The 17,632-nt window shown below is 71.0% G+C and carries 19 protein-coding genes; 6 read left to right on the forward strand and 13 right to left on the reverse strand.

Features of this window, described 5'->3' with window-relative positions:
* The first annotated feature begins 117 nt into the window (after positions 1-117).
* A complete protein-coding gene (locus ACQEVC_RS05560) occupies positions 118-564 on the forward strand; it encodes a hypothetical protein (protein ID WP_432873936.1) in 447 nt (148 codons plus the stop codon).
* 33 nt (positions 565-597) lie between these two features.
* On the opposite strand, the gene ACQEVC_RS05565 is transcribed toward ACQEVC_RS05560, so the two are convergent.
* Positions 598-1,572, reverse strand: coding sequence for a LysR family transcriptional regulator (locus tag ACQEVC_RS05565; RefSeq protein WP_432873938.1), 975 nt, complete (start codon positions 1,570-1,572; stop codon positions 598-600).
* A gap of 59 nt (positions 1,573-1,631) precedes the next feature.
* Here ACQEVC_RS05565 and ACQEVC_RS05570 point away from each other — a divergent pair, with 59 nt between their 5' ends.
* Positions 1,632-2,510: a serine hydrolase gene (locus ACQEVC_RS05570; RefSeq protein WP_432873940.1), complete on the forward strand. Its 879-nt coding sequence runs from the start codon at positions 1,632-1,634 to the stop codon at positions 2,508-2,510.
* A gap of 266 nt (positions 2,511-2,776) precedes the next feature.
* Here the strand turns inward: ACQEVC_RS05570 and ACQEVC_RS05575 are convergent, their stop codons facing one another.
* The 7 genes from ACQEVC_RS05575 to ACQEVC_RS05605 all read right to left on the reverse strand — a co-directional run bounded on the left by ACQEVC_RS05575 (position 2,777) and on the right by ACQEVC_RS05605 (position 9,978).
* Positions 2,777-4,627, reverse strand: coding sequence for a LamG-like jellyroll fold domain-containing protein (locus ACQEVC_RS05575; RefSeq protein WP_432873942.1), 1,851 nt, complete (start codon positions 4,625-4,627; stop codon positions 2,777-2,779).
* A 195-nt stretch (positions 4,628-4,822) separates the two neighbouring features.
* The gene (locus ACQEVC_RS05580; protein WP_432873943.1) at positions 4,823-5,518 is read right to left on the reverse strand and encodes a hypothetical protein; all 696 of its coding nucleotides are present in this window, start codon (positions 5,516-5,518) and stop codon (positions 4,823-4,825) included.
* 353 nt (positions 5,519-5,871) lie between these two features.
* Positions 5,872-7,077 (reverse strand): DUF418 domain-containing protein, encoded by a 1,206-nt coding sequence (locus ACQEVC_RS05585; RefSeq protein WP_432873944.1) that lies wholly within the window; start codon positions 7,075-7,077, stop codon positions 5,872-5,874.
* Positions 7,078-7,204: 127 nt separating this feature from the next.
* A complete protein-coding gene (locus ACQEVC_RS05590) occupies positions 7,205-7,804 on the reverse strand; it encodes a dihydrofolate reductase family protein (protein ID WP_432873945.1) in 600 nt (199 codons plus the stop codon).
* Between the two features lie 113 nt (positions 7,805-7,917).
* Positions 7,918-8,634: a hypothetical protein gene (locus ACQEVC_RS05595; RefSeq protein WP_432873947.1), complete on the reverse strand. Its 717-nt coding sequence runs from the start codon at positions 8,632-8,634 to the stop codon at positions 7,918-7,920.
* A 274-nt stretch (positions 8,635-8,908) separates the two neighbouring features.
* Positions 8,909-9,406, reverse strand: a complete 498-nt coding sequence (locus ACQEVC_RS05600; RefSeq protein WP_432873949.1) for a hypothetical protein — start codon at positions 9,404-9,406, stop codon at positions 8,909-8,911.
* Between the two features lie 311 nt (positions 9,407-9,717).
* The gene (locus tag ACQEVC_RS05605) at positions 9,718-9,978 is read right to left on the reverse strand and encodes a hypothetical protein (protein WP_432873950.1); all 261 of its coding nucleotides are present in this window, start codon (positions 9,976-9,978) and stop codon (positions 9,718-9,720) included.
* 63 nt (positions 9,979-10,041) lie between these two features.
* Between ACQEVC_RS05605 and ACQEVC_RS05610 the strand changes: the two genes are divergently transcribed.
* From ACQEVC_RS05610 to ACQEVC_RS05625, 4 genes are read left to right on the forward strand one after another with little or no spacing between them, the layout of a single operon-like run.
* Complete coding sequence (locus tag ACQEVC_RS05610; protein ID WP_432873952.1) at positions 10,042-10,428, forward strand: DUF5919 domain-containing protein; 387 nt, start codon at positions 10,042-10,044, stop codon at positions 10,426-10,428.
* Positions 10,425-11,240: an inositol monophosphatase family protein gene (locus ACQEVC_RS05615; protein WP_432873954.1), complete on the forward strand. Its 816-nt coding sequence runs from the start codon at positions 10,425-10,427 to the stop codon at positions 11,238-11,240. The genes ACQEVC_RS05610 and ACQEVC_RS05615 overlap by 4 nt, the downstream gene beginning before the upstream one ends.
* 1 nt (position 11,241) lies before the next feature.
* The gene (locus ACQEVC_RS05620; protein WP_432873956.1) at positions 11,242-11,775 is read left to right on the forward strand and encodes an isochorismatase family cysteine hydrolase; all 534 of its coding nucleotides are present in this window, start codon (positions 11,242-11,244) and stop codon (positions 11,773-11,775) included.
* A gap of 40 nt (positions 11,776-11,815) precedes the next feature.
* Positions 11,816-12,355, forward strand: a complete 540-nt coding sequence (locus ACQEVC_RS05625) for a flavoprotein (protein ID WP_432873958.1) — start codon at positions 11,816-11,818, stop codon at positions 12,353-12,355.
* A 78-nt stretch (positions 12,356-12,433) separates the two neighbouring features.
* On the opposite strand, the gene ACQEVC_RS05630 is transcribed toward ACQEVC_RS05625, so the two are convergent.
* The 5 genes from ACQEVC_RS05630 to ACQEVC_RS05650 are packed head-to-tail and all read right to left on the reverse strand — an operon-like array spanning position 12,434 to position 17,601.
* Positions 12,434-13,783, reverse strand: coding sequence for an AAA domain-containing protein (locus tag ACQEVC_RS05630; protein WP_432891048.1), 1,350 nt, complete (start codon positions 13,781-13,783; stop codon positions 12,434-12,436).
* A 17-nt stretch (positions 13,784-13,800) separates the two neighbouring features.
* The gene (locus ACQEVC_RS05635) at positions 13,801-15,324 is read right to left on the reverse strand and encodes a hypothetical protein (RefSeq protein ID WP_432873959.1); all 1,524 of its coding nucleotides are present in this window, start codon (positions 15,322-15,324) and stop codon (positions 13,801-13,803) included.
* A complete protein-coding gene (locus ACQEVC_RS05640; protein ID WP_432873960.1) occupies positions 15,321-15,491 on the reverse strand; it encodes a hypothetical protein in 171 nt (56 codons plus the stop codon). The genes ACQEVC_RS05635 and ACQEVC_RS05640 overlap by 4 nt, the downstream gene beginning before the upstream one ends.
* A gap of 53 nt (positions 15,492-15,544) precedes the next feature.
* Positions 15,545-16,711: a hypothetical protein gene (locus tag ACQEVC_RS05645; protein WP_432873962.1), complete on the reverse strand. Its 1,167-nt coding sequence runs from the start codon at positions 16,709-16,711 to the stop codon at positions 15,545-15,547.
* Positions 16,708-17,601: a hypothetical protein gene (locus ACQEVC_RS05650; RefSeq protein WP_432873963.1), complete on the reverse strand. Its 894-nt coding sequence runs from the start codon at positions 17,599-17,601 to the stop codon at positions 16,708-16,710. The genes ACQEVC_RS05645 and ACQEVC_RS05650 overlap by 4 nt, the downstream gene beginning before the upstream one ends.
* Positions 17,602-17,632: the final 31 nt, after the last annotated feature.

Genomic DNA, 17,632 nt, shown 5'->3' on the forward strand with positions numbered 1-17,632 from the left:
CCGTGCCGTTGACCACTCGCCGGCCGGGTAGCTGATACCAGTACCTGCGGCGCCGGGGCGGGTTCGGGCGAAGTCCCGAGACGGTCCTCGGCGTTCCCACCTCGGTAGTCTCGCCCGATGGCCACCGTCGACCAGCTCGCCGTCATCGACGCCCTGCTCGCCCGCCCGTTCCAGGCCGGGGACTCCGGCGAGGCGCACCTGTTCAGCGGGGCGGATTACCACCTGTGCCACCTCCAGGCCAGCCGGGACTTCTGGGAAGACCGGGACGAGGAGGTCCGCGATGCGGCCCAGCAGGAGATCGATACGGCCTTCGGCCACCTGGCCGCCGCGCTGACCGCCCGCTGGGGCGGACCCGAGACCGTCCGGATCGACTGGGACGACGAGTCGGCGCCGGAACCGGTCTCCCGGCTCGGCATGCTGACCGGCGAGGTCCAGGTCTGGCGGCGGCCGGAGGTCGACCGGTGGGTGGGACTCGCGATCGGCCAGGCCGACAACGAGTACCCGATCGAGTTGCTCGTGACGGTCGCCGGGTTGTCGACCCTGCCGTCGACGCACCGGAACTGAACGCCCGGCCGTCAACTCCGCGGGTCCTCGGGCTCAGCCGGGTCCGGGGAAGTCGTCCGGCGGATAGACCACCGACCACGGACGCGGCTGGCCGGGCGACAGCGCGGCCGGGGTGGCCGGGGCCGGGCCGGCCAGGATCTCGGCGGCAACCTGGGCGAAGGTCGACGCGGCCGGATGCGCCGAGCGGTCCGGCCAGACCGCCGAGGTGCGGCGGCGCAACACCGGCTCGGTCAGCGGCCGCCAGGCGACCCGGGGCTCCCGGCGGGCCGTCGACTCCGGCTCGAACGCCACGCACCCCCGGGCGAGCACCAAGCCGAGCAGGAACTCCGGGTTGTTGGCGTGCCGGACCCGCCGGGGCGTGAAGCCGTGCCGGCGGCACACGTCGAGGACCCGGTCGTGCCAGTCCGGCGCGGTGGCCCGAGGAAAGATCGCCAGGTCGTGCCCGGCGAGGTCGGCGAGCGCGACCTCCCGCAACTGGGCCAGCGGCGAGGCACGCGGCAGCAGTACCCCCAACCGGACCTCGACGGCCGGCCCGACCCGCAGCGCCTCGGCCCGTACCGGGTGGTGCACCAGCCCCACGTCGAGGCGGGCCTCGGCGAGCGTCCGGAGCTGCTCCGCGCTGGTCAACTCCTGGAGGTCGACGTCCAGGCCGGGCGCCCGCGCCGCCATCCCGTGCAGCAGCGCCTGGAGCGTGACGGCCGGGGTCTCCGGGGGTACGCCTGCCCGCAACGTCCCGATCTCGCCGTCCCGGGCCTTGCGCATCACGATCCGGATGCGTTCCTCGGCGGCGAGCAGGGTCGGGGCCTCGGCCAGCAGGAGCTGCCCGGCGGTGGTCAGGCTGATCTGGCGCCGGGAGCGGTCGAAGAGCTGGACACCGAGATCCCGTTCCAGCCGCTGGATCGACTGGCTCAGCGGTGGCTGGGCGATGCCGAGGATCTCGGCGGCCCGGCCGAAGTGCAGTTCCTCCGCCACCACGACGAACTGCCGCAGGTGCCGGGCCAGGTCCACCCGGCCGATGATATGAGTTCGGATATCGGAGCCGCCCGCCGGCCGGCTATCGTCGCCAGGTGCCGACCGGACGTATCACCCGGATATTCGACGATGTGGGGGTCGACGCCCGGCTGCACGTCACCGACATCGACAGCGGGGCCGAACTGGGCATCGGCGCCGACGACCAGGTGGTGCTCGCCTCGATCTTCAAGATCCTGCTGGTCCTGGAGTTCGCCCGGCAGGCCGCCGCCGGGCAGCTCGACCCGACCGAGCGGGTGGTCGTACGCGCCGAGGACCGGTTGGGCGGCTGGGGTACGGCGGGCTGTGCCGACGACGTCGAGGTGTCGCTGCGGGACCTGGCGTACTTCGCCATCACGGTCACCGACAACAGCGCCGCCGACCTGCTGCTGCGCCGGGTCGGTCCGGACGTGCTGCCGCTGCTCGCCGCCGAGCTGGGGTTGACCCGTACCCGGATCCTCGGCGGGCCCCGGCAACTGCTGGAGTCCATGTACGCCGACGTCGGCGCGCGGGACGACGCCGAGTTCGCGCAGATCTTCCCGTTGCTGCCGGAGGAGCGGATCCGGGCGATGCGGGTACAGGACCCGGAGCGGACCACCTCCAGCACGGCCCGGGACGTCACCCGGCTGCTCGGACTGATCTGGCGGGACGAGGCGGGGCCCGCCCCGGCGGGTGCGCTGGTCCGGGAACTGATGGGTCGGCAACTCTTCTGGACCCGGATCGCCTCCGGCTTCCCGCCCGGCGTACGGGTGGCGGCGAAGACCGGCACGCTGCCCGGCCTGCACGCCGAGGCCGGGGTCGCCGAGTATCCGGACGGCGGCCGGTACGCGATCGCGGTCTTCGCCCGAACCCGGCGGCTGGCCACCCGGCGGATCGATGTCGACCTGGCGATCGGCGCGGCGGCCCGGACCGCCGTGGACGCCCTGCGCGCCCGCTGACCCCTCCGCCGTCCCACCGCCGCGAGCCAGCCTGATAGTCGAAGCTCTGCGCACCGCTGACCGTCGCCGTCCCACCGCCGCGAGCCAGCCTGATAGTCGAAGCTCTGCGCACCGCTGACCGTCGCCGTCCCACCGCCGCGAGCCAGCCTGATAGTCGAGGCCCTGCGCACCGCTGACCGCCGCCGTCCCACCGCCGCGAGCTGGCCTGATATCCGAACGGATATCGGCCGCCCCGCTGGCCGGGGCCGGGGCGGGCGCCGAGGAGGTCAGGCCCGGAGGAGGCGGTCCACCGGCAGCGGCCGGTCGGTGATCCGGATGTCGCCGATCCACCCGTAGAAGCCGGGTTGGACGATCCTGTCGTGGTGGTACGCCCCGACCAGCCACGGCTCGCCGGAGGTGGCCAGCCCGGACGCCGCGACGGAAGGGTTGCGGAGCAGCCGCGCGCCCTCGACGTAGAGCGTGCTGAGCCGGCCGTCGTTGACCACCGCGACGTGGCACCACTCCCCGGCCGGCAGTTCGTGGCCCCAGTTGGCGACGATGCCGTCCAGCTCGACCGGGAAGACGGCCCACTTCAGCATCATCCCGGCGGATAGCCCCAGCAGCGCGATCGGCTGCGCCGGGTCGGCACCGGTCTTGCCGGCATCCCGCCCGGTGCCGTACCGGCTCAGGATGCCCATCCCGTCCGAGCCGGTCTCCCGGACGTCGGCCGGCAGCTTCACGAACGCCTCGACCGTGTAACCGTGCGCGAACGTCGCCGCGTTCAGCGGCGCCCCGTCGACGGTACGCAGGTAGCCGCCCCGGGCCGGTCGCCGGCCGCCGGAGAAGAAGAGGCTCGCGGGGGCCGGCTGGTCGTCGTGGTGTTCGGCCGACCAGCGCAGCGCCTCCGGCGGGCTGCCCGGCAGGCTGAGCCGGGTCAGGTGGTTGCCCCGGCCGGAGAGATCCTCGACCCGGAACCCGTCCGGCACCGCCTCGCCGTCCGGACGCCCCTGGTCGAACCGCCAGTACGCGACGGTGCCGTCGCCGACCACGACGGCCGGGCCGCGCGACGGGCGCCCGGTGACCGGGGCGAAGCCGGCGAACCGGTCGGCGAAGTCGACCGCCAGGCTGAACCGGTTGGCCGGGTCGGTCAGCTCGACCTCCCGCCGGGCCAGCGCGTTGCGCCGCGCCGCGGGCTGGCCGAGGATCCACGGCGACAGCGTCTCGACGTCGATCGTGTTCCGGGCCAGGTCGAACGAGTACAGCCGGACCATCCCGCCGCCGCCGTAGTAGCGGTACTGGTAGTTGGTGATGTGCACGTGCACGTCCCGGCCGGCGGCGTTGCGCAGCACCAGCCGGCCGGGCGGCCAGAAGTGCCCGTTGAGGGTGAGGAAGATCTGGTCGCTGCCGCTGACCAGCCGGTCCCAGAGCCGCTGGCCGTGCTCGGAGAGCCAGGTCGACCCGGTGTGGTCGGCGTCGGCCAGGTCGTGGGTGGTCAGGATGGCCGGGCTGGTCGGATGCGCCGCCAGCACCGACCGGGCCCAGTCGAGCGTGCCGTCCGACGGCCGCCAGTCCAACGCCAGCAGCAGCCACTCGCGCCCGGCGGCGGGAAAGACGTGGTACGTGTTGTAGCCGTCCGGCGTGGCGCCGCCGTACGTCGGCAGCCCGCGTACCCGGTGCGGCCCGAAGATCTCCAGGTAGTGGCTCGGTCCACGCTGGTCGGTGGTGGACTGGTCGATGTCGTGGTTGCCGGCCAGCACGCTGTACGGCAGCCGGCGCCGGTCGAGGATCTCGAAGACCCGGCCCGCCTCGGCCAGCTCGGCGGCGGCCGCGTTCTCGACGATGTCCCCGAGGTGCGCGGTGAAGACGATGTTCCGCTCCGCCTGGTGCGCCACGATCCAGCGCAGTGTCGCGGCCAGCGGCGCGCTGTCGCCCCGGTCGCCGTCGAAGAGGTACTGGGTGTCCGGGATGACGGCGAGGGTGAACCGGGGCGACGCGGAGTCGGGACGGTAGCTGTCGTCGCCGTCGCCGACCCGTTGCCACGCGAGCCTGGCGGCCGGCAGCAGCGCCCCGGCGGCGGCGCCGGCCCCGACCAGTCCGGCGCCCCCCAGGAAGCCGCGCCGACTCGGACCCTCTGCCATGGATCGTCCTCCTCGGATCGCGGACGGTCCGCCCGAGAGTACGTGCCGGCCGGGCGCATAGCGGTGAGGCCGGCGGCCCGGCGGCGTACACCGTGACCGGCTGCTGTCGTCGACGACGTGCTGGATCGCCGAGCGCCGTCGGGCAGAGCAAGCCTGCCAAGGCGGGACAGGCGGGCCGCTGGGGTCGGGCGTGGGTCAGACCGCGCCGGATCCGGTGGGGTGGCCGTCCGAAGGCTCACCGTCCGAAGGCTCACCGTCCGAAGGCTCGCCATCCGAAGGCTCGCCATCCGAAGGGTTGTCGTCCGGGGGGTGGTGGTGGACCGAGGAGATCACGCGGCTGGCGTTGCGGGCCAGCGGCTTGCGGCCGAGATGCGGGTCGATCATCGCGAGGTGTCCGCCGTGCGGCACCTGCCCGCCTCGCCAGAGCGCGGGTGACCGGACGCCGTGCTCGAACGCCACGGCGCAGCTCAGGACCATGACGGCCAGCGCGATCAGCACGATCTCCGCCCCGGCAAGAAGCAGTGGCCACAATGCGCTGTCGGCCGCCACCACGACATCGATGCCGACGCCGTAGAGCAGGGCCGCGGCAACCAGCAGGATCGCCCCGAGGCCGTACGCGTAGAGGCGACGACGGCGGGTCAGGGCGACCGAGAAGACGGTGAACGGAACCGGGTACCCACAGTGGCCACAGTGGATAACCTGCTCGGTCTTGCCGTGTGCCGGGCGGGTGGCGGTACGGGCCGTCTCGCAGTACTCGATGGTGTGGGTGCCGGGCGCGGACGACCGGTCGAGGAGGTGCCCGGCTTCGAGGCGTACCCGATCCCGGACGGCCCAGAACGCCACCGATGCCTCCCGCAGCTCCGCCATCCAGATGTACGCCCATCCTGGCATATTTCGTCATCGATGGCCTGTGATGCGTAACTCGACGGAATCCACACGGCTCGGGTCGGTTCTGTGGGTTCTCAGCCGAGTTGCCGGCGGTCAGCGCGTTGACCTGCGGGCGGCTGCCCGTTCTCGCCGGGATGGCGGCGCGGCTGTCTCAGCGAGTTGGCGCCCGGGCCGGAGCCGAGCATGGAGGAGGCCGCCCGGGCCGCCGCCGCGCCTCGTCCAGCAGGGCAAGCACGACGAACTGATGGCCCGGGACGGCCTCTACCGCGAGCTGTTCGAGTCGCAGGCCAGCGGGTACCGGACGGAGCCGGCACCGGAGGTGGTGCGGCAATCCGGTTGATGCCGCACCGGCCCCGTCATACCGTGTCCGCGGCCCGCAGCCGTGGCCACCGTTGCTCGGTCCAGGCCCGCAACAGCCACTCCATCGGCCCGTACTGGAACCGGGCCATCCACGCCGCGCTGGCGGCGAGCTGCACGCAGTAGATCGCGACCGCGATGAGTACGACGACCAGGGGTGCGACGGCACCGGCGAGGCCCAGCCCGACGCCGGTGAAGACCAGCACGCAGAGCAGCGACTGACCCAGGTAGTTCGACAGGGACATCCGTCCGGCCGGCGCGAGTACGGCGACGACCCGCCGTCCCCGGTCGGACTGGAAGAACTGGAGCAGGGTGGCGGCGTACGCGGCCGCGAGCAGCGGCGCGGTGAGCACGCCCGCCGTCAGCCCGGTCAGGTTGGCGGTGCCCCCGCCCGATGCGAAGATCACCCCACCGGCCAGGCCGACCGGATAGCCCACCCGCTGCACCCGGCGCAGGAGCTGCCGGTTCCCGACGACGTCGGTGAGCAGCCGGCGCCGCCCGGCCGCGTACCCGAAGAGGAAGGCCGACAGGGCGAGCGGCCCCTGCACGAGGAGCGCGCCGAACATCCCCGGCAGTTGGCGTACGTGCTCGCTGATCACCGAGCCGAGCCCGCCCTGTAGTGCCTCGGTGGACCGCTGCCCCGCCGCCAGTGCCGTCGCCGGATCGGTGACCAGTTGGGTCCCGCCCGTGGCGGCGAGCGCGAGGACGAAGCCGATCCCGGCGGTCAGCAGTACGGCCACCCGCAGCGCGGTCCCGACGCCGACTTTCCGCATGGCGAGCAGGACCAGGCCGAGCAACGCGTACGTGGTCAGGATGTCGCCCTGGAACAGCAGCACCGCGTGCAGGATGCCGAGCACGAAGAGCCCGGCCAGCCGTCGCCGGAACCGTGGGGCGACGTCGACGCCGCGCCGCGCGGCGGAATCGAGCTGGAGCGTGAAGCTGTAGCCGAACAGAAAGGAGAAGAGCAGGTACGCCTTCATCGCGAAGAGCGCCTCGACCAGCCACACAACCGCCTGGTCACCCCACGAGTCGTGCGCGGGATCCGGAACCAGGTGGAAGGAATAGCCGGAGGCGAAGAAGGCGATGTTGACGACCAGGATCAGGAGCAGCGCCACGGAACGCAACGCGTCGACGTCGACGATCCGGGACACCGTCCCGGACGACGCTCGATTCCCGACAAGCGGGGCCTGGGTGGAGCGGTTCACGTGACGTCCTCCGAACGGACAGGAATAGTGTTCGATGCCTGTCCTGTGACCCTATGAAGCGGCCTGTCCGGATGACAGCCGGTGAGCGGGAAGGTCGTCGGTAGGGCAAGCCCTACCGACGTGGTCGCTACTCCGTGGGCGTGCGGGTGTAGGTGAGGTAGGCCGCTCCGCTGCCCAGCACGACGTGGTCGGTGAGCTGCCAGGTACGCGGATCGAACTTCGCCTTACGGCCGAACAGCGGAATTCCGGTGCCGATGGTCAACGGGGCCAGCTTGACGATCAACTGGTCGATCTCCGGGTAGAGCACACCAGCCAGCTCACCGCCGCCGATGAGCCAGATGTCCTTACCCTCCTCCCGCTTCAGCTCCTGAACCTTGGCGACCGGGTCACCACTCACCACCTCGACGGCCGGGTCCGGGCTCGTAGACAGAGTCGTCGAGAACACCAGGTGGCGCAGGTGTGGAAAGGCGTCGGTGACGCCAACCCGCAGGCCGACCTCGTAGCTGAGCCGCCCTTCCAGGACGGTGTCGAAATGCGTGCCCACGGCCGTGACGGACAGCGCGGTACGGGCCGGGCCGGGCAGCGTCTCCGGGTACTCGGAGACGAGGTGGTTGAGGTAGTCCTCCGGAATCGGCCAGAAGCCGTTCGGGCCAGTGGGATCGGCACCGTCCGGGCCGGCGATGTAGCCGTCGACGGTGGCGGCGATGTAGTACACGAGCTTGCGCAAGATGTCCCCCTGTTGGTCGATCAGACACGCCGTACTCGCCCGGCGACAACGGCGGCGCGCCTGGTCAGCAAGTATCCGACATCAAGATCATGCGCAACCGGCCAGGTCTTCGCTCAGCCGCCCGGCGGGGACGACGACTCCTGACCGGGGAGCGGTCCGAAGTACGGGTCGACCGGCGGCGGCAGGTCCGGGTCGAGCGGCAGGCTGGCGTACGGGTCGACCGGCGGGGGCGGGTGCGGCTCGGTCGACGTGTTCGAGTAGGCGCCGGTGGGCGGGCCGGAGGTCGGCCGGTAGGACATCGGCGCCGGGCTGAACACGGCGGGGCTGCCCGGACCGTAGGCCGGAGAGGCGGGTGCGATCGGCGGGTAGCCCGGCGAGACGGGCGGGGCCCCGGGAAAGTGGCCGGTCGGCTGCCCGGCTGCCGACGTGGACCAGACCGGCGCCTGCGGCGGTGGGGCGTACCAGGGGCGGTGGCCGGCCCGCCAGCGCAGCCAGGAGACGTTGAGGATGCCGGCGTGGGTGATGCTGGCCATCCAGCTCAGCAGGAAGATGCCGGCGGCCCAGTCGGAGACGGCGGTGCCCTGGTTCGTGCCCCCGACCAGCATGAAGCAGCTCCAGGAGACCACCAGATAGCCGACGCCGGGCAGCCACCAGGCCGGCCGCTGGGCGCGCAGTCCGATGTAGAGGAAGCCGAAGCCGGCCAGGCAACTGAAGCCGAGTACCGGCAGCAGCAGCCACCAACTGTGGCCTATCCGCCACCACAGGCTCGGCCCGGGAGGTGAGAAGGGCGGTGCCGGCTGTGCCGGTGGGTGCCAGGTACCACTGGGCACGTACGACATCGTGCTTCCCTTGCCCCGTCCGCTCGGTGGCGTCGACCTCGTGGTGGCCGGCGGTGCACGCCTCGACTGGATCCTCCGAAGGGGCACCCTAGTGCAGGCGGCGGACGCAACGGGGGCACCGATGCCGGGTACGGCGAGCCTGTCCGGTCAAGGCCGACGCAGTGGGCAACTGGTGGAAGAGGGGGTCGAAGGTCGGCCGCCGACCTTCGACCCCGAGAGCTACGAGCAGACCGCTGCAACCACACCGCGCCGCGTCACCACGACGTCAGGCGTTGTTGTTGATCCATGGCGCTTGGCTGATGTCGCTGGGATTGCAACGATTTCCCAGGATGTCTCTGTTGCACACCTGGAAGCGGACCCGACTGCCTTTGCTGCCGTAATAGTTGACACTGCTGCTCTCGTACAGGTCCTTATTGCACTGTCCCCAGTTCGGGGAGTCCAGATTGTTGTTACATTCACCGTGTCGGTACGGTCTCCAGGTTGTGCCGTCGAGTAGCCAGTTCTCCCAGTAGATGAAGGTTTCGTCGCCGTTGAAAAGGCTGTCCTGGATCCGCCAGATGTCCCCGTACCTGGTGAAGCAGCCTTTGGCGGCCTGACCAAAGGGGCCTACCGTGACCGTGATGCACCTCTCACCATTTTCTTCGAAGGTGTACGCGGCGATGTCGTCCTCGAAGGGTCGGGCGAAGTCGGCGGCGAGGGCCTGGCCTTGGCCCCCCAGGAGGATGGCGATGATGACCGAGACGATGACAAGGGATCTTTTCATGGAAGTCGATGTAACGGGGAGTGAGGCAGGCACACAAGGGATCGGGCATTCGAACTTGTCCGGATCTGTTCCGAACATGGGATAAACCACTGTCTACGCGGCTGGGAGTGGGTGGGGCGGACGGGGGTGTTCCTGGCCTACGCCACCGCCAAGGGCCACACGCTCGTGGACCGAGAGTTGTATTTGCCCCCTCCGGGAAGGTATCGACATGTGGGCCGGGCCGGGCGGTGGTCGTCGGTCCGTCGTGGGCCGTTCGGTGAGCGGCACCCGCCGGGTGGGAGGCGGCGGCCCGACACCCGGGCCCGGCGTGGTCAGTCGGCCCAGGCGCCGGGGTGGTCGACGGACCGGTGGCAGCGCCGGCTGCCGGGGCCGGCGCGGGGTTCGCCGATTGGGGCGTCACACCAGATCCGGGTACGCGTCGACTGCTCCGCCTCCGCCGAAATGGTCGCTTCGCCGAAGTCGAGTACGGGGATGTGTGCGAGGGAGGCGCGCAGGGCGGCGAGGAGGTCGACGGCCGCCTGGCGGCTGGTGAGGGTGGTGGGCAGGTGGATCACCCAGTGTGGGGCGCTCACCAGTGGCCGCCGTTGCGGGGCTGCCGCTGGTCCTGCTCGCTGCTGTCGGCGGGTCGCCGGCCGGTGCCGAGGCGAGGGTGTGGTGGGGGTTGGAAGTCGACGGCGGATGGGTCGGCGAAGTGCAGCCGATGTGTCGGGCCTGCCACTGGCGTAGGCCCTGGCGGACGCGCTCGGCCTGGGTGCGGGCGGTGGTGGCCTCGGTTGTTACGGATCCGCGACCGACTGCCCAGCGGCCTACAGGAATGCCTTTCTGCCGGGGTCTACGACGAGACAGTGAGGTTCAAAATCGTCATCGTGGACAACCTCTGTGTCACGCAGCCCTACCTTCCGCAGAGCAGGGGAGTCGACGCGCCGGCCTTCGTAATCCGGCGCGGGGAGCCGACGTCGAGGCTGTACTCCGTCTTCGAGCAGGTGTTCACCTCGCAGTGGGAGCGGAGCCGACAACTGTGACGGCATATCGCGAGCTGCTACCGATCGCGGTCAAGGCAGTCGAGCGGGCAAGCAGCGTCATGCGAGGCCAGCCACCCGGGGCGCTGACGCCGAAGGGTGACCGCGACGTCGCTTCTGAGTTGGACTACCAGATCGAGCGCGACCTCCGGGCCTTCCTCCACAATCTGACCCCTGACATCGGTTTCCTAGGTGAGGAGGAGGGCGTCAGCGGGTCGGGTGAGTTGCAGTGGGCACTCCATCCCATAGACGGCACAGCGAACTTCGTCCGTGGTCTTCCCCTCTGCGGGATCTCACTCGGTTTGATCCATCACAAGCAGCCGGTCCTCGGCGTGATCGACCTCCCGTTCCTTGACCGCCTGTACACGGCGGCCAGAGGCGAGGGTGCGTACGCGAACGGCCGATCGATCGAGGTCAGCAAGACGGCTAGCCTCAGCGAGGCCATCGTGGGGATCGGCGACTACGCCGTCGGTGCGGGGGCGGCGGAGAAGAACGGGCTGCGCCTGGCGTTGACGGCTCAACTGGCACACGAGGTGCTGCGCATCCGGATGACCGGCTCGGCGGCGCTCGACCTCGCTTGGCTCGCCGAAGGAAGGCTTGACGCCGCTGTCACACTCTCCAACCATCCCTGGGACATGACAGCCGGTGTCGCCATCGCCGCCGAGGCCGGCGCCGTCATCCTCGACGGAGACGGGACATCGTACACAAGAGACTCTTCTGTCACCTTGGGCACGACACCTGCCTTAGCCGATCAACTGCTTGCTCATCTCGTCAGAGCCCATGCAACCAGCAAGGGCGACGGTGGGGATGGATAGTATGCGGACCGACCACGTCAGGGCAGCGCTTGTAGTCGTCGACATGCAGAACGGCTTCGTCAACGAGCACAGCCAGCACGTAGTGCCCAGGGTGGTGAACCTGGTACAGCGCTGGGAAGCCGCTCGCCGGCCTGTTGTCTTCACGCGCTACCACAACTACCCCGGCAGCCTCTACGAGCGGCTGATCCACTGGTCGAAGGTGCAGGGACCACCAGAGACGGACATCGTGCCCGAACTGGTCCCACACGCCGCAGCAGCGCACGCCGTGATCGACAAAACGACCTACTCGTGCTTCGTCCCCGCGTTCACCGCTCTCGTTGAACAGCATGAGTGGACTGACCTCTTCTTCTGCGGCATCGCTACGGAGAGCTGCGTCCTGAAGTCGCTCGTTGACGCCTTCGAGCGCGATCTGATCCCCTGGTTGGTGGCGGACACGTCCGCCAGTCACGGAGGCAGGGCGGCCCACGAGGCCGGGCTCCTGGTCGCGCGTCGCTTTGTCGGCGCTGGCCAGCTCATAACCGCTGCCGATCTGTGATACCAGATGATCAGTCCCCCAGACCTACCAGGTTGAGGTGATGAAACAGCGCTCCGTGCTCTACCTCGTGGTCTGCGCCGCTCCCCCGGTGCTTCAGATCCAGGACCTCGTCGATCTGCTGAGGGAGGGCGGCTGGACAGTCTGGGTGATCGCAACGCCTACGGCTGTGAGCTGGATCGATCCCGATGCGTTGGCGCAGCGGACTGGTAACCCTGTCCGCTCAGACCGGCGGAAGCCGGATCAACCGGATCTGTTGCCCAAGGCGGACGCGTTACTCGTTGCCCCCGCCACCTTCAACACGATCAACAAGTGGGCGCTCGGCATCAGCGACACCCTCGCCCTCGGCATCCTCAACGAGGTGCTTGGCCAACACGTGCCCATCCTGGTATCTCCGTACGCCAAGACGGCCCTGACCGCGCACCCGGCGTACGACCAACATGTCCGGACGCTGAGCACTGCCGGCGTGCTGTTCACGCCATCCGAGGCGCTTCGACCACCGACGCCGAACGGTCACTTCCAGTGGCGTCAGTTGGCAGAAGCATTGTCCCAGTTCAGGGTCGACGATCAAGATCACCGCTGACCGGGGGTCAGGACGCGGGCCGGTGCCTGATTCAAGACTCGACTGAGGCAACGTTCCTACCGACCATTTGGGCTCCGGTTAGCTGGCCGCACATGTCCTGTTGGTTGCAAGATGCGCGGCAATGGCCTGGTTCGCTTCCCAGCCGTCCGGGAACTTGACCGGTACGTTCAGGTGCACCGGCTCGGTCGACGGATGGGCGTCCAGCAGCTCCCCGATCCCCGCCCGAGCCACCACCACACACGCGTGCCGGTGCCGCGACACCAACACACACAACCGCCCCGCCTCCAGGTGGAACGCGGTCGCGTCCCGCCGCCCCGACAGCGGATGCAGCACGATCACCACGTCGTACTCGCGCCCCTGCAACCGGTTCGCCGTGTCCACCGTGATGCCGGCCCCGGCCGGCCCGAGCCGCGAACGGATCGCCGCCACCTGGTCCCGGTGCGCCGCCCCCACCGCGATCCGGTCAGCGGTAACCGGCGCACCCGCAGGAGAACGCTCCGACAGCGCCACCGCCCCCCGCTCCAACACCCGCAACGCCAACCGCGCGCAGGCCGCCGCCGCCTCCGAGTCCGTCCGCAGCGTGTGCCGCGCCGGCAGCTCGTACAGCGCCCACCCGGTGGACGCCGCCATCTCCAACGCCTCGTCCACCGCCCCACCACCGAACCCCGCCGTCGCGAACGACAGCGACCGCTGGCCAGCCGTAGTCCCCGCCGAGAAACCCGTGAACGGGTAGAACGCCTCCGCCACCACCGGAGCCGCCGACGCCGGCAGCCGCCACGACACCGGCAGCCGGTGTACCGGCAGATCCGGGTTGTGCCGCAGCAGTGCCGCCACCGCCGACTGCATCGGATCCCAGGTCAGCCCGGTCCACCGCTCGGTTTCCACCGTCGAGAACGGATCCAACTGCCCCGGATCACCCACGAACAATGCCCGGTCGAACCGCCCCGCCACCCGCAGCAGCGCATCGGAACGCATCTGGTACGCCTCGTCCACGATCGCCCACGGCCAGCGCCCCTCCGGCACCAGCGCCCACTTGGCGGCCGTACCGATGATGACGGACGACCCGCCCAGGTCCGCGACCTTCGCCGCGACCCGGACCGTCGAATAGTTCTTGATCCGGTCCGTCGCCGTGTATTCGTTCGCCGACAACCGCCCGATCGGCAGCTCCGGCTTGGCCTGCGCCAACCGGTCGATGAGATCGTCGACCTGCTCATTCGTCTGCGCGATTACGATCAGCGGCTCGCCCGCCTCGGCCAGCTCCCCCGCCGCCCGCACCACCAGCGTCGACTTCCCCGCCCCGGGCGGGGAGTCCACCACCACTCCACGATGATGGCCGCTGTGCAGGTCGGCCAGCACCTCCCCGATCACCCGCCCCGCCGCCTCACCCGGCGGCAACGCCAACCGCCCGGCCGCCCCAGCACGGGGCATCAGCAAACCAGAAGAACTCACGACCACTCCTCCCGAGCATCGTCCACGCTCGGCTCCACCGGCTCCTCGTACGCCTGCGGCGGCCCGCCGTGCGTCCACGGCGTCTCCTCCCGGCTCGGGAACTCCCCCGGCGGCATGAACGAGTCCGACAGCGAGGTGTAGCAGAGCCGGTCCCCCACCTCCGGCACGCTCCCCGGCGCCGGGGTCAGCGACCGCCCCAACCCACCCGACAGCTCCAACACCACGTCCGTCCGGCCGGTCGACCGGTCCGGCGTCACGAACACCACCCGGGCCTTCTGCCCCGGCCGGCTCGGCGAGTGCAGCACCGCCCCCACCGTCACCTGCACCGGATCACCGGTAGTCACCTGGATCCGAGGCCGCAACACCCGCCGCTTCCCGCTGTCGTCGATCCGGTGCGCGTCCGCCAGCGTCACCTCACCCACGAACGCTTCCCCGGTCAGCCGGTAGTCGGCCATCACCAGCGGATCGTCGTAGGCGCGCTGGACCGCGTACGACTGCAACGCCCGTTCCAGCCGGTGCAGCCGTTGTGCCGCGTTGACCGCCCCGTCCCGGCGCGGTTGCGGATAGCCGCCCCCGTCGACATAGAGCGTGAAGTTGCTGAACACGTCCCGGTCCTCGGCCCAGCGCCCGGCCACCCGCGACCCGACCGGCAGTTCCCGGAGCAGCGAGACGCCCCGCCACATCAGCTCCCAGGTCGGCGTGAGCTGCGACCGCAGGGCTTCCTCGAGTACGCCCCGAGCCCGCCCCCGCCGCACCTCGTCACCGCTGCCCACCGCCTCCTCGTAGGCGGCCATCGCCGGCGCCAGAATCTCGTTGTCGAAGGTCGGATCCGTCGCCGGGCCGGCCGGCGGCCAGCGCAGCGGATCCTCGGCCACCACCGCCGCATCCGCGCCGCTCAACCCATCCTCCGGATCGATCCAGGCCAGCAGCGCCGCCAGATGCGCGTCCTCCAGCGCGGACTGCCCGGTCGCCCAGTGCAGCCCGAGCGCCTCGGTCATCGCCAGCAGCATCCCCGAACCCGGATGTTCGGCCCGGTCCGCCAGGAACGTCAACCACTGCCCGAGCAGCGGCACCGACGGATGCACCGGATAGTCCCCGTCGGTCCGCCGGAACCGCGTCGACCGCCCGAACAACCGGACGAACCCGATCCCCGCCGAGTTTGGCACCAGGAGTTGCGGCGCGTCGACGTACCGGTAGCGGACCTCCTTGCCCCGGTTGGCGGTGACCGCCTCCGTGACGCCGCGGAAGCTGTCCAGGTAGGGCAGCAGCACCTCGGCCAGCTCGGCGGCGAAGCCGAACCGCTGGTCCCGGTTGCGCGGCTGCGGCACCACCAGCAGCCTCGGCGCGGCCGGGTCGGTGCCGACCAGCGCGGCCAGCGGCGCGTTCGCCTCGCCGGCCATGCTCAGCGGGATGAAGACCAGCGGCCGGTCCGCGACGTGCAGGTGGCGTACCGTCGTGATCCGCTGGGCGTGCCCAGCGGCCACCGCCTCCGCTCTGGCCAGCGCGGTCAACGTGCTCACGCCACCGCCCCGGCACCCGCCACCGCCCCGGTAGCCAGCGTCGCCCCGGCACCCACCACCGACCCGGCCGCCAGCATCACCCCGGCGTCCGCCATCACCCCGGCACTCGCCACCGACCCGGCCGCCAGCGTCGCCTTGCCGGCCGGCCGGTTGCCCCGTCTGTGCACCCAGCTCGACAGTCTCCGCACGAGGTGGTGCGACCCGGCACGCGCGGGCAGGATCATCCCGCCGCCCCGGCCGCCGCCACCAGCTCGGCGCGGAGCCGGGCGGCGTTCCGGAGCAGCGCCGCCGCCTCCTCCTGCTCCTCGGCCGGGGTCAGTTCGCCCTTCGCCAGCCCCAGCGCGGTCTCGACCCGTTCGATTCCGCCCAGCTCCTCCCGGGCCGAGGTACCGAGCGCGGCGGTGCAGCCACGCGCCTCGGCCCGGCAGAAGTAGGCCAGCTCGCAGACCGACAGGCAGTCCGGGGCGTACCGGGCGTCGACCGTCTGTAACGCGTCGACCAGCGCCTCCGGGGCCCGGGTCGGCACCCCGTCGGCGTCCGGCGCCAGGTCGAAACTCAGGTTCGGCGGCAGGGCGGCCAGCATCGCGTCGACCTTCGTCATCCGGCCGAGCTGCCGCCGCAGCACGGCCAACTGCTTGCGTACGTCGACCAGCACCGCCGTCGGCTGGTTGGAGAAGTCACGCGGGCAGACCAGTACCACGTCGTGCGCCACGATCTCCGGGTCGTGCCCGGCCTCGGCCAGCATCTGGCGCATCGCCAGCACGTAGACGGCGGACTGGATCGCCGCCGCCGACACCTTGCCCGGGTCGGCCTGCCCGTCCACCACCGCGAACGACTTGATCTCGACGACGTGGAACCGGCCCTCGTGCTGGAACGCGATCAGGTCCGGTTCGAGATAGACCCGCTGGCCGGCCACGTCGAGCCCGAGCAGCGGGTGGTCGAAGAGCGTGCCGGCGTCGGAGTCCCCGGCGGCGGCCCGCAGCAGCAGCGCGCGGGAGCGGGCGTACCGGACCTCGGGGGTCTCGTTCTCCCGCCCGGTCACCGTCTCCAGGTCGTCGTACGCCACCTCGGGGATCGGCAGCCCGAGCCGTTCCCGGAGCAGTTTCACCAGCTCGGCGGCGCCGCTCGCCTTCACCTGCGCCTCGAACGCGTTGCCCCGGGCGATGGCGAAACCGGACTGCCCGAACCGGGCCGGAAAGTCGACATACGCCGCCAGCCGCTGCTTGTCCACCCCGGCCGTGTCGAGTACGGCCCGCCGGGCACACCCGGGATTGCGGGTCAGCGCGGCGATGGTCCGGGCGTTGTGCCGCTTCGGTTTGACCCCGCCCCGGATCGCGGCCAGCCGCTCGGCGGTGCTCCTGCTGGTCCCCATGCTGATGCTCGTCATGCCATCTTCCCCTGGAGCGTCCGCAACGTACTGCCGAAGAGTTGTTGCACGTCATCGAGCTGCCGGCGGGCCCGATCGGCCGCCGCCGCCCGCTGGGTCCGGTCGGCGTCGGCGTGTACCGCGCGTTCGGCCTCGGCCGCCCGGATCACCGTCTGCGGATCCACTGTGTCATGTCGATCAAACATGCCGGGCGAACCGGTCGCCCCCGGGATGTTCGTGGCGAACCGCCACAGCAGCCGGGTGACCGGCACGTTGCCGTCCGGGACCGTGCCGGCCCGCTGCGCGACCCGGACCGCCGCGGTCAGGAAGTCGACCCGGGGACTGAGCGGGCCGACGATCCGCCGCTCCAGCGACCAGGTCGAGACCGCGATCAGGCCGCGGGCCGGCGCCAGGTGTGCGGCGGTCAACGCGGCGCAGAGATGGTACGGCCGGGCGTACGGTGCCGTCTCGAACGACCGCTTCTCGTCCCGCCGCAGGTGGGTGAGCCGGTTCGCGGCCAGGCCGGTACCCGGCGCCCCGAAGAACGCCGCGTGCACCTCGGCGATCAGCTTCGGCGCGGCCGGTACGGAGAGCAGGGTCAGCGCGTGGTGCACCTGCTCGCGTACCGGCACCAGCGAGCCGGACGGCATCGCGCCCCCGGACCGGGTCGGCGGGCCGTCTCCCGGCACCCGCACTCCGGGGACCACCTCGACGGGCTCGCCGCCCGTCTCCTCGGCAGGACCCGTCTCCTCGGCAAGGTCGGTGATGGCCTGCTCCCAGGCACGTTCGGCGGTCCGCAGCTCGGCCCGCAATCCCCGGGTCCGGGCGGTGTCCCGGGCCGCCACCGCGCGCCGGATCTCGGCCCGTAGGGCGTCGATCCGGCGTTCGAGCAGATCCACCGGCTCCGGCACGACCGCAGAGTACGAGTTCCACTCTTTTCCA

Origin of the sequence: Plantactinospora sp. CA-294935 (genome assembly GCF_050936445.1) — a bacterium.
Taxonomy (GTDB): domain Bacteria; phylum Actinomycetota; class Actinomycetes; order Mycobacteriales; family Micromonosporaceae; genus Plantactinospora.

Coding starts and splice junctions, on each gene's coding strand:
- ACQEVC_RS05630 (WP_432891048.1), bottom strand. CDS start 13,783: ATGCCCCGTGCTGGGGCGGCCGGGCGGTTGGCGTTGCCGCCGGGTGAG.
- ACQEVC_RS05620 (WP_432873956.1), top strand. CDS start 11,242: ATGCGGACCGACCACGTCAGGGCAGCGCTTGTAGTCGTCGACATGCAG.
- ACQEVC_RS05580 (WP_432873943.1), bottom strand. CDS start 5,518: ATGCCAGGATGGGCGTACATCTGGATGGCGGAGCTGCGGGAGGCATCG.
- ACQEVC_RS05560 (WP_432873936.1), top strand. CDS start 118: ATGGCCACCGTCGACCAGCTCGCCGTCATCGACGCCCTGCTCGCCCGC.
- ACQEVC_RS05600 (WP_432873949.1), bottom strand. CDS start 9,406: ATGAAAAGATCCCTTGTCATCGTCTCGGTCATCATCGCCATCCTCCTG.
- ACQEVC_RS05645 (WP_432873962.1), bottom strand. CDS start 16,711: ATGACGAGCATCAGCATGGGGACCAGCAGGAGCACCGCCGAGCGGCTG.
- ACQEVC_RS05575 (WP_432873942.1), bottom strand. CDS start 4,627: ATGGCAGAGGGTCCGAGTCGGCGCGGCTTCCTGGGGGGCGCCGGACTG.
- ACQEVC_RS05625 (WP_432873958.1), top strand. CDS start 11,816: ATGAAACAGCGCTCCGTGCTCTACCTCGTGGTCTGCGCCGCTCCCCCG.